Origin of the sequence: Streptomyces sp. NPDC048291 (assembly GCF_043201715.1) — a bacterium.
Lineage (GTDB): Bacteria > Actinomycetota > Actinomycetes > Streptomycetales > Streptomycetaceae > Streptomyces.
This window is the reverse complement of record NZ_JBICZC010000021.1, coordinates 1-12572: the sequence shown is the minus strand read 5'-3', so window position 1 is coordinate 12572 and position 12572 is coordinate 1. Positions and strand designations below refer to the sequence as shown.

General features: G+C 70.4%; 2 protein-coding genes. Both read right to left on the bottom strand.

Annotated elements, in window-relative coordinates; translation table 11 throughout:
• Positions 1-50: 50 nt before the first annotated feature.
• Positions 51-1598 (bottom strand): tryptophan halogenase family protein, encoded by a 1548-nt coding sequence (locus tag ACGF5O_RS43850; RefSeq protein ID WP_393815674.1) that lies wholly within the window; start codon positions 1596-1598, stop codon positions 51-53.
• A gap of 120 nt (positions 1599-1718) precedes the next feature.
• On the bottom strand, positions 1719-12572 hold a 10854-nt coding region (locus ACGF5O_RS43845; RefSeq protein ID WP_393815540.1), incomplete at its 5' end, for an amino acid adenylation domain-containing protein.

Here is a 12572-nt window from a genome sequence, read left to right as displayed (position 1 = left end):
GCACCCTCACCTCACCCGAGCCGCCCGGCGCCGGCCCGTGTGTCCTGCGCTCACGCGCCGTCACGCATCCTCCGGAAGTACTCGTTCTGGGTGGGCAGGCTCGCCACCAGCGCACGGGCCTTGTCCTTGATGAGCTGGAACCCGGCCAGCGCCTCCTTCTCGTCGATCAGGTCGAGCGCCGGCGAGGGCCGTACGTCGATACCGCCGGTGCCGAGCAGGATGCAGTTGTACGAGTACGGCGGCAGGCCGTGGTAGCGGGGATAGACGCTGCCCGTGTCCGGGACCTTGCTCTCCCACTGCTCCAGCCGCTCGGCGAGCGCATCGGGTATGACCCGGGTGTTGGTGTCCCGCCAGTACTGGTTGTCGGCACGCTTGGCACCCCGGTAGTGCAGGACGAGGAACTCGCGGACGCCGTCCATGACGTTCATCACCGCGCCGTTGTACTGCTCGCGCAGCGAGAGGTCCCAGTCGGCGGCCGGGTAGTACTTGACCAGCTGCTCGATGGCGTAGTGGATGAAGAAGATGCCGGTGGACTCCAGCGGCTCGACGAACCCGCTGGACAGGCCTATGGCCACGCAGTTGTTGACCCATGACCGCCGGCTGCGGCCGATCCGCATCCTGATGTGGTTGGCCTGGACGTCCGCGGCGGCGGGGCCGACGAACTCGCGCAGCGTCCGCTCGGCCTCCTCGGGTTCCAGGTAGTCCCGGGAGTAGACGTATCCGGTGCCGATCCGGCTGATCAGCGGGATGGTCCAGATCCAGCCCGCGTCCTGGGCGGTGGCGGTGGTGCACGGCCGCAGCGGGTCCTTGTCCATGTCCATCGGCACCTGGAGCGCGACCGCGCTGTCGTTGGGCAGGGTGTCCTGGTACGACACGAACGGCTCGTCCAGTGTCTTGTTCAGGAGCAGCGCGCGGAATCCAGTGCAGTCGACGAACAGGTCGCCCGCCAGGCGGCCGTGCTCGGCGGTCTGCACGTGCGAGATCCAGCCGCGCTCGTCGAGGCCCACGTCCTGCACGGTGTCGACGATGTGCCGCACCCCGCGCTGGGTGGCGTACCTGGTGAGGAACTTGGCCAGCAGGTGCGCCTCGAAGTGGTAGGCGTAGGGGAACTGCGCGCCCTGGTAGTCGGCGATCGTCGTGGGCAGTTCGTCGTTCTCCACGAACTCCTGCTCCAGCAGGCGCCCGTCGAGGTAGCGCGGACTGCGGCCTGCGTCGCACAGGTTGGCCATCACGAAGCAGTCGACGTCGAACCGGCTGGTGGTCGGGTAGCGCAGCCACCAGTCGGTGAGCGGGAAGCCCTTGACCGACCCGAGCTGCTCGAACGGGTGGTAGAAGTGGTGCCCCGGCTCACGCCAGTTCTCGAACCGGACCGCGAGCTTGTACGTGGCGTTGCACGCGGGCATCCAGTCCCGCTCGGCCAGGCCGAGGAACTCGAAGTAGTGCCTGATGTCGCTGAACGTGGCCTCGCCGACGCCGATCGTGCCGACGTCCGCCGACTCCACCAGCGTGATCTTGACCCGGTCGCCGAAGGCGGCGGTCAGGTACGCCGCGGTCATCCATCCCGCCGTACCACCGCCGACGATGACGACGTTCTCCACGGCGGCCGAACGGGACTGATCACTGACAGGAGCATTCACGTTTTGTCACTCCATTTCCTTGATTTTTCGCCGTATTGATGCGCTGCGGCACCGCCCCCTGATCGGTGCCGCCGTGGTGGGTCAGTTCTCCAGGCCGAGCCAGGCGGCGATACGCGCCCAGGCCTCGCCGAGGTGGTCGGGTGCCAGCAGGTCCGTGTGCCGGCACGCAAGGCGTTCTTCGGTGATGTCGCCGGCGATGTGGGGGCGCCAGCGTTCGGTGGTGGGTTCGTCGTCCGGCTTGTCCGCGGCGGCGACGACGAGCAGCGCGTCACCGCCGAAACGGCCGCACCGGTGCTCGGAGTTGATGGACGCGTTGTTCTGGTAGACGCGGGCGAAGATCTGGATCTCCGCGTCGGAGAGTCCGCCGAGCGTCTCGCCGGCCTCCGCCTGCATCCTGGCCACCAGCCGGTCCAGGTCGGGCCCTCGCCGTCCGGACTGTTCCGGCTGCTCGGACTCTTCGAACTCTTCGGCCTGTTCGGCCTGTTCGGCCTGTTCCGGCCGTTGTTCCGGATAGGCGTCGAGGATGACGAGTACGACCTCCTCGCCGGCCGCCTCCAGTTGGACGGCGATCTCGTGGGCCGGGATGCCACCGGCCGAGAAGCCGAGCACGTGGTAGGGGCCGGCCTCCTGGACGGAGCGGATCTGCCGGATGTAGTCGGCCGCCATCTCCGTGACGGAGGCGGCGAACGCGCTGCTGCCGTCGAAGCCGCGGGCCTGGAGCCCGTACAGTCGCATCTCGCGCGGCACATGGCGGACCAGCGGGCTGTACGACCAGCTGAGGCCGCCGGCCGGGTGGACGCAGAAGAACGGGGCGTGGCCGCCGTCGGTCTTCAGCGGCAGGAGCACGTCCAGCGAGTCGGCCACCGACGACAGGTTCATCCGGTTCAGCAACGCGGCCACCGTGGGGGCGGCGAGCAGCATGCCGACGGAGACCGACACACCTCGCTCCCGCAGCCGGGCGACGAGCTTGACGGCCAGCAGTGAATGGCCGCCGCACTGGAAGAAGTTGTCGTCGAGTCCGAACTCCGCGAGCCCGAGCACCTCGGCGAACGTCTCGCACAGCAGGTCCTCCAGCACCGTGCCGGGACCGCGGCGGGCGCCACGGGTCCGTCCCGGCGCGGTCGGGTCGGGTGCGGGCAGCGCGGCGCGGTCGAGTTTGCCGTTCACCGTGAGCGGGAGTGCGGCGAGTACGACGAACGCGGCCGGGACCATGTACTCCGGCAGTCGCTGCCGGGCGAAGGCCCGCAGTTCGGCGAGCAGCCGGGGCGCCACGAACTCGTCGGGACCGTCGGCATCGTCGGAGCCGTCGGAGCCGTCGGAGCCGTCGGAGCCGTCGGAGCCGTCGGAGCCGTCGGCCGGGACGACGTAGGCCACCAGCCTGGGATCGCCCGGAGTGTCCTCGCGGGCGAGCACAGCCGCCTGGGCGAGCCCCGGGTGCGCGGCGAGCACGGCCTGGATCTCACCGGGCTCGATCCGGAAGCCGCGGATCTTGACCTGGTCGTCGGCCCGTCCCGCGAAGACCAGGTTGCCGTCCGCGGTCCACCGCATCCGGTCGCCGGTGCGGTACATCCGCTCCCCGACGGCGAACGGGCAGGCCACGAACCGTTCCGTCGTCAGGCCGGGCCTGCCCGTGTAGCCACGGGCCAGTCCCGCCCCGGCGACGTACAGCTCACCGGTCACCCCTGCCGGTACCGGCTGCAGCCACTCGTCGAGCACGTACAGCCGGGTGTTGGCGACCGGTCCGCCGATGTCCACGGCTCCGCCCGCCACCCGTACCGGGTCCAGGGGCGCGGACATGGTGGCGCAGACGGTCGTCTCGGTCGGCCCGTAGGCGTTGATCAGCTCGCGCCCTTCGGCCCAGCGCTCGGCAACCCGCGGGTCGAGCGCGGAGCCCGCCGACACGAGGGTGCGCAGGCCGGTGTAGTCGGCGGGCCGTTCCACCGCCAGCACGGCGGGCGGCAGCGTCGCATGGCTGACCCGCCACCGGTCCACGACCTCGGCGAGCCCAGTGCCCGGCGACAGCTCGTCGGCGGGTGCCACCACCAGCGCGGCGCCCGCGCCCAGCGCCATGAGCAGTTCCCAGGTCGCGGCGTCGAAGCCCACGCTGGCGAACTGGAGGACCCGGTCTCCGGCCCGTACCCCGAGCCGCCGGCGCTGTGCCTCGGCGAGGTTCACGGCGCCCGCATGGGACAGGACGACCCCCTTGGGGCGCCCGGTGGAACCGGAGGTGTAGATCACGTATGCCGCCTGCTGGGGCGTGATGCCGGCAGGGTCCCGCTCGGCGGCGGACCCGGCGCCACCGGGGGCGGCGGTGCGGGCGGCCGGTTCCGGATCCGGGCCCAGGTCCAGGTTCAGGTCGTCCAGTACGGTGCGCGGCACGTCGGTGATCAGGGCGGCCTCGTCCAGGAGCGGGGCGCAGGCGCGGGAGGTGAGTACGTGCGCGGCGCCGCTGTCGGCCAGGAGGTAGGCCAGCCGCTCGGCCGGCTGCTGCGGGTCGATCGGCAGATACGCCGCCCCCGCCTTCAGCACTCCGACGAGAGCCGTGACGAGTCCGGCGCCCCGCTCCATCAGGACCGCCACGACGGATTCGGCCCGCACCTCCCGTCCGGTCAGATGCCGGGCGAGCCGGTCGGCACGGGCGTCGAGTCCGGCGTACGAGATCTCGACACCGTCGCCGAGCAGGGCGGGCGCGTCCGGTGTGCGCCGCACCTGTGCCTCGAACAGCTCGACCGCCGTGCGGACCGGCACCGGGGCAGTGGAGTCGTTCCAGTCGGCCAGCAACTGCTCGCGTTCGGCGTCGGCCAGCACCTGGATCTCGTGCAGGTGCCGTTCGGGCTCGGCGGCCACCTGCCCCACCACCCGCACCCACCGCTCGGTGAGGAGCCTGGCGGTCGCCGGGTCGAAGACGTCCGCCGCCGCGGTGACCGCGCCGCGAAGTCCCGCGGGCCTGCCGTCACCGTCCAGCGACTCCCGGACGGTGAACTCCAGGTCGAATTTCGCGGTCGCGGTGAGGGAGTTGGCGCCGGTGGGCGCTGCGGCCTCCCGCTCGGCGGCCGAGTTGCCGAGCTTCGCCGGCTGCGCGCGCGGCAGGTCCGCGACCGCGTGCTCGACGTTCTCCACGCCGAGTACGACCTGGAAGAGCGGGTGTCGGGCGAGTGAGCGGGCCGGGGCCAGTTCCTCCACGAGCCGTTCGAAGGGGGCGTCCTGGTGTTCCAGGGCAGCGAGGCTGCGCTCCCGCACCCGCGTCAGCACGTCCCGGAACGCCGGATCACCCGAGAGATCCGTACGGATGACCAGCGTGTTCACGAAGAACCCGACGAGATCGTCAAGCCCCTCGTCCGTACGCCCCGCCACCGCCGACCCGATCGGAATGTCCTCCCCCGCACCCAACCGCGACAACAGCACCGCCAACGCGGCCTGCAACACCATGAACACCGTCACACCCTCGGCCCTGGCCAACTCGACCAGCCTGGCGTGCACATCCGCCGGGATGACCAGCGGAACACTGTGGCCGCGATGCGTTGCCGCCGGTGGACGGGGGTGGTCGAAGGGCAGGTCGAGTTCCTCGGGCACACCGTCCAGCGCCTCGCGCCAGTAGGCGACCTGACGGGAGATCAGACTGTCGGGATCGTCTTCGTCGCCGAGCAACTCCCGCTGCCACAGCGTGTAGTCCGCGTACTGCACCGGCAACAGCGTCCACTCCGGCGCCCGCCCCTCACACCGCGCCGCATACGCCGCCGAAAGGTCCCGCGCCAACGGCCCCATCGACCAGCCGTCACCCGCGATGTGATGCACCACCAGCACCAGGGCGGTCCCCGCGTCGCCGATCCTGAGCAGCGATGCCCGTACGGGTATCTCATCCTCCAGGTCGAAGGCATGGCGCGCCCGCAGCATGACGGCTTCCGACACCTCCGCGGGCGACGCGTCCGCGAGGTCGACGGTCTCCAGGTCCCAGTCCAGCTCCGCGATCGGTACGACGTGCTGGTACGGCTCCCCGTCGACCGCGGGGAACCTCGTCCGCAGTACCTCGTGCCGACCGAGTACGTCACGCAGAGCGGCGGCGAGTGCGGTCGCGTCCACGTCGGCCGAGAGCCGTAGAACGGTGGGGAGGTTGTAGGTCGGGCTGGGGCCTTCGAGCTGGGCCAGGAACCACAGGCGCTGCTGCGCAAAGGACAGCGGGGGCCGGTCAGGCCGTTTGACGGTAGCGGTCAGAGCGGGACGGGTGGTGCCGTCCGCACGGGCCGCACCGAGGTAGGCCGCCAGTGCCCCGGGCGTCGGCGCCTGGAACAGGGCACGGACCCCCACCTCCTGGCCGAGCAGCACCCGGACACGGGACACCAGCCGGACCGCGAGAAGAGAATGCCCGCCGAGAGCGAAGAAGTCGTCGTCCACACCGACGGACTCCACACCGAGGACCTGCGCGAAGGCCACACACAGCAACTCCTCACGGACATCCGCCGGAGCACGCCCCGCACCACCCGCCGCGAACTCGGGAGCCGGCAGCGCCGCACGGTCCACCTTGCCGTTCGCATTCAACGGCAGCTCATCCAGCACCACGACAGCCGACGGAACCATGTACCCGGGCAACCGCGAAGCAGCGAACTCCTGCACAGCGGCCACGAGTTCCGGCACGTTACGTGATTCGTCGTCGTCCGGCGCGATGTAGGCGACCAGCCGGAGTTCTCCCTGGGTGTCCGGGCGGGCTACAACAGCCGCACGAGCAACTGCGGGGTGTGCGGCGACGACCGCCTGCACCTCACCCGGCTCGATCCGGAACCCACGAACCTTCACCTGGTCATCCACCCGCCCGGCAAACACCAACTGCCCATCACCAGTCCAGCGGGCCCGGTCCCCCGTCCGATACATCCGCTCACCCGACCCGAACGGACACGCCACGAAACGCTCCCCGGTCAACGGCGCGTTACCGACATAACCACGGGCCAGTTGCGCGCCCGCGACGTACAACTCCCCCACCACACCAGGAGCGACCGGCCGCAACCAACGGTCCAGGACATACAAGCGGGTGTTCGCGATCGGCAAGCCCATCGGCACCGGACCCGGACGAGCCGGATCCACCACACCCGCCGTCACCATCACCGTCGACTCCGTCGGCCCATACGTATTCACCAGACACAAGTTCTCCGCCCAGGCCCGCGCGGTGGGCACGCTGATCGCCGACGCCCCCACCAGCAGCGTCCGCACCTCACCCAGATCCGACGGCTCCAACACCTCCAGAAGCGACGGCACCACACTCGCCACATCCAACCCGGCCCGCCCACGCAACCGGACCGGCTCCGCCCGCTCCTCCCCACTCGCCACCACCAACATGCCACCCGACGACAACGCCACCACCACATCCAACACCGACGCATCAAAACTGAACGACGCAAACTGCAACACACCCACACCAGGACCCACACCCATCAACGGCCCAAAAACCCCCGCCAGATTACGCACCGCACCATGCTCGACAGCCACGCCTTTCGCCCGCCCCGTCGAACCAGACGTATAGATCACATACGCAAGCCCATCCACATGCCGGACACCCACCAACGAAGAGCAGCCCGATCCCTCACCATCCGCAGCCGCCTCCACGTCCTCCAGCCACAAGACGTCCGACACGTCCGCCAGCACCTGGCCGGCAGCCTCGCGGTGCGCCAGTACACAGGCCGCCCCACTGTCCGCCAGCATGAACGCGACCCGCTCCGCCGGATACTCCGGATCCACCGGCACATACGCAGCACCCGCCTTCCACACCCCCAACACCGCGGCGACCATGTCCACCCCACGCGGCAGACACAACCCCACCCGCGCTTCCGGCCCAACCCCCAACCCCGCCAGATGCCGGGCCAGCCGATCCGCCCGCGCATCCAACTCCGCATACGACACCTCGACATCCCCGCACACCACCGCCACCGCACCCGGCGACCGCCGCACCCACCCCTCGAACAACTCCAGCACCGACTCGTCCGTGAACTCGACCCCGTTGTCGTTCCAGTGGTCGAGTACCTGCTCGCGTTGGGTGGCGTCCAGGACTTCCACGGCGGCGAGTTCGAGGTCCGGCCCGCCGTCCAGGGAGACGGTCAGGGCCGTGGAGAGGTTGTCGGCCGTGGTGTGCAGGAGGTCGGCGACGAGTTGGGCGTCCGCCGACTTGGTGGCCTCCACGCTCAGGGTGTATCCGCGGTCGCCGTGGTCGTTCACGGAGACGATCAGCGGGTAGTTGCCGCTCTCCTGCGTGTAGAGGGAGCGGACGCCCAGCTGTGCGTCGCGGGGGTCCGAGGGCTGGAGTCCGACGATGTCGCGGTCGTTGTGGCGGTAGTTGAGGAGGGAGGTGAAGAGCGGTGCATCGCCCATGATGCCGCTGGCCTGTTGTGCCACGGCCAGTGGCGTGTGCTCGTGCGCCACCAGTTCGGCCAGTTGCGCGCGCATCGCGGCCACGGCCGCCCGGACTCCTGTGTCAAGGGTCCGGACACGGGCGGGCAGGGTGTTCATGAACAGGCCCAGCGCCCGATCGGCTCCGGCGCCCGCGCTCATGCGTCCCAGCAGTACGGTGCCGAAGACCACGTCGTCCCGACCGGCAACCGCGGACAGCACCCGCGCCCAGGCGACGTGCCACACCGTCGCCGGGCTGACCCCCAGGCTCCGGGCCACGCGGCGGACCCGGTCGGCGACCGCCGCCGTCACGGGACGGTGGGCGCGCACCACCTCGGCGCCGTCACCGTGCACGTCCAGCAGTCCGAACGGTGCGGTGGGTTCGGTCACGTCACCCAGCAACTCGGCGAAGAAAGCGGCGTGTTCCGCGTCGGTGACCTCGGTGCGGGCCTGGGCGACGAAGTCCCGGAACGGCACGGGCCGTTGCAGCTGGTCGCCTTCGCCGAGCATGAACGCGCGCAACTCCTTCAGGAGCAGTGCCATGCCGGTGTGGTCCTGGATCAGGTGGTGCATCCGCAGCAGGGCCAGGAGCCGGCCGTCGGCGGTCCGGGTGGTGTGCAGGTCCATCAACGGCGCCTGGGACAGGTCCATGGACCGGCCCACCGAGTTCACCAGCGCGGTGACGGGGTCGGCCGTCGCCCGCTCGTCCAGCACCACGGAGAGGGTCCGCAGCTCCGCATGGCGCCTGACCACCTGGACCGGCTCGGACACACCTTCCCAGACCACTCCGGTCCGGTACACGTCGTGGCGGTCGATGACATGTCCCAGCGCGGTGGTGAACGCCTCCAGGCGCTGGTCGTCGTGGAACTCCAGCACCATCACCGTGACATAGGCGTCCGCTCCGCCTTCCGCCAGCAGGTGGTGGAAGAGGAGGCCTTCCTGCAGCGGTGCCAGCGGATAGATGTCCGCCACGTTCGCCGCGCCGCCGGGCACGGTCGACGCCACCTGCTGGAGTTCCTCGGCCGAGAGCCCCGCCAGCGGGACCATGTCCGGGGTGATCCGCGTCGTTCCTTCGGGGATTCCGTCCGGTGTGTCGCCGGAACCGCCGTCTGTGGCCACCGCGACGGCGGCGAGTGCGGCAGGAGTCGGCGCCTGGAACAGCGCCCTCACCGAGACGTCCAGTCCGCGCGCCCGAAGTCGCTCCACCAGTCGTACCGCCAGCATCGAATGCCCGCCGAGGGCGAAGAAGTCGTCGTCCGCTCCTGCCTCGTCGATGCCGAGCACCTCCGTGAAGGCCTGGCAGACCACTTCCTCCCGCGCGTTGGCGGGGGCCCGGCCGGGGGCGCCGGTGGCGTGGGTGTGGTCGGATGCGGGCAGCGCCTTGCGGTCGAGCTTGCCGTTGACGGTCAGGGGCAGGTCGTCGAGGAGGACCACGGCGGAGGGCACCATGTAGTACGGCAGCCGGTCGGCGACGTATGCGCGCAGGTCCTCCGCGGCGGTGGTCGCGGTCCTGGCGACGGCGTAGGCGACCAGGCGCTTCTCGCCCCCGGTGTCCTCGCGCACGACCACCGCGGCCTGGGCCACGTCCGGGTGGGTGGCGAGGACGGCCTCGATCTCGCCCAACTCGATACGGAAACCACGGACCTTCACCTGTTCGTCGACCCGGCCGAGGTACTCCAGGACCCCGCCCTCCCGCCAACGGGCGAGGTCGCCGGTGCGGTACATCCGCTCTCCGGTACCGAACGGGCAGGCCACGAACCGCTCGGCCGTAAGCCCGGGCCGGGCAAGATAGCCGCGGGTGAGCCCGCCGCCCGCGACGTACAACTCACCGGCCACGCCGACCGGCACCGGGCGCAGCCCTGCGTCCAGCACGAAGGTGCGAAGACCGGGGATGCCACGGCCGATCAGGCTTCCGCCGCCACGCGCGGCCAGTTCGGCATCGAGCGCGAGATGGCTGACGTGCACAGTGGTCTCGGTGATCCCGTACATGTTCACCAGGACCGGTCCGTCGACGGCATGGCGTGCGTACCACTCGCCCAGCCGTGGCAGGTCCAGCGCCTCGCCCCCGAACACGACGTAACGCAGGGCCAGTTGCCTGCCCATCTCCGGCCGGTCGGCATCGGCGGCCATCAGCTGGTAGAAGGCGGACGGTGTCTGGCTGAGCACCGTCACCCGCTCGCGCACCAGCAGGTCCAGGAACTCGGCCGGCGAACGTGACACCGAGAACCCGGTCACCACCACGCGTCCGCCGTACAACAGCGCGCCCCACATCTCCCAGACGGAGAAGTCGAAGGCGAAGGAGTGGAAGCAACTCCACACGTCGTCGGGGCCGAACGCGTAGAGACGCTCTGCGGCGGCGAAGAGCTGTGCCACATTGCGGTGCGTGACGACGACACCCTTGGGGCGGCCGGTGGAGCCGGACGTGTAGATCACATAGGCGGGGTGGTCCGGCAGCGCCCTGGCTCCGCCGTCCCCGGCGATGGGCGCGGTGTCGGGCAGTTCGGCCAGGCGTTCGGCGGTCTCGGGACTGTCGACGGCCACGAGCGGTACGTCACCGATCGCGTCCACCAGCCCGGCCGCGACCGAGCGGGACGACAGCACGCAGCTCGCCCTGCTGTCGGCGAGCATGAATCCCAGCCGCTCGGGCGGTTGCTGGGGATCGACGGGCAGGTATGCCGCTCCCGCCTTGACCACTCCCAGGAGCGCCGCCACGACGTCCGTCCCACGGTCCATGATCACCGCGACCACGGACTCGCGCCCCACACCCTGCTCCCTCAGATGGCGCGCCAGCCGATTCGCCCGCGCGTCCAGCTCCGCGTACGAGACCTCGCCGTCCTCGGCCACCACGGCCCTGGCATCCGGCGAGCGTCGCACCTGCGCCTCAAACAGCTCGGCGAGCGAGTGGTCAGCGGTGCGGGGGGAGCCGGTGGACGCGTCGTTCCATTCGGTGAGGACCTGCCGCCGCTCCGATTCCGCCAGCACCTCCACCGCATGCAGCCGCACCTCCGGAACAGCCACCACCTGCTCCAGCACCCGCACCCAACGCTCGGCGAGCGCCGCGGCCGACCCCGCGTCGAACAGATCCGTCGCCGCCCGCACCACGAACCGCAGCCCGGCCGGACCGCCCTCGTCGTCGAACAACTCGCCGGCGGTCACGTCGAGATCGAACTTCGACACGGACGTCGTCGGTCCGCTCGTGCCGGGCAGTTGCGCGGCGGCACGGGGCAGGTCGACGGCTGTGCTCGCCACGTTCTGGAGAGTGAGCATGACCTGGAAGAGCGGGTGCCGGGCGAGTGAGCGGGCCGGGGCCAGTTCCTCCACGAGCCGTTCGAAGGGGACGTCCTGGTGTTCCAGCGCGGCAAGACTGCGCTCCCGCACCCGCGTCAGCACATCGCGGAAGGCCGGATCACCCGAGAGGTCGGTGCGGATGACCAGGGTGTTCACGAAGAACCCGACGAGATCGTCAAGCCCCTCGTCCGTACGGCCCGCAACCGCCGACCCGATCGGAATGTCCTCGCCCGCACCCAACCGCGACAACAGCACCGCCAACGCGGCCTGCAACACCATGAACACCGTCACACCCTCGGCCCTGGCCAACTCGACCAGCCTGGCGTGCACATCCGCTGACAGCTGCTGCTCGCTCGCATGTCCGCGATGGGTGGCCAGGGGCGGGCGGGGGTGGTCGGAGGGCAGGTCGAGTTCCTCGGGCACACCGTCCAGCGCCTCGCGCCAGTAGGCGACCTGACGGGAGATCAGACTGTCGGGATCGTCTTCGTCGCCGAGCAACTCCCGCTGCCACAGCGTGTAGTCCGCGTACTGCACCGGCAACAGCGTCCACTCCGGCACCCGCCCCTCACACCGCGCCGCATACGCCGCCGAAAGGTCCCGCGCCAACGGCCCCATCGACCAGCCGTCACCCGCGATGTGATGCACCACCAGCACCAACACGCACGACTCGGTGTCGACCTCCAACAGCCAGCCCCGGATAGGCAACTCGGCCGTCAGATCGAAGGCATATCGGCCCCGCTCGCCGACCGCCGCAGCGATGTCGTCCGTCAAGGCATCGCCGAGCTCGACGGTCTCCAGGTCCCAGTCCAGCTCCGCGATCGGTACGACATGCTGGTACGGCTCCCCGTCGACCGCGGGGAACCTCGTCCGCAGCGCCTCGTGCCGACCGAGTACGTCACGCAGAGCCGCTGTCAGCGCTGCCCGATCGAGGGAGGCAGCGGACAGACGTAGTGCCATGGGGAGGTTGTAGGTCGGGCTGGGGCCTTCGAGCTGGGCCAGGAACCACAGGCGCTGCTGCGCAAAGGACAGCGGAGGCCTGTCAGGCCGTTCCAAGGCAGCGGTCAGAGCAGGACGCAGGACGCCGTCCGCACGGGCCGCACCGAGGTAGGCCGCCAGTGCCCCGGGCGTCGGCGCCTGGAACAGGGCACGGACCCCCACCTCCTGGCCGAGCAGCACCCGAACACGGGACACCAGCCGGACCGCGAGAAGAGAATGCCCGCCGAGAGCGAAGAAGTCGTCGTCCACACCGACGGACTCCACACCGAGGACCTGCGC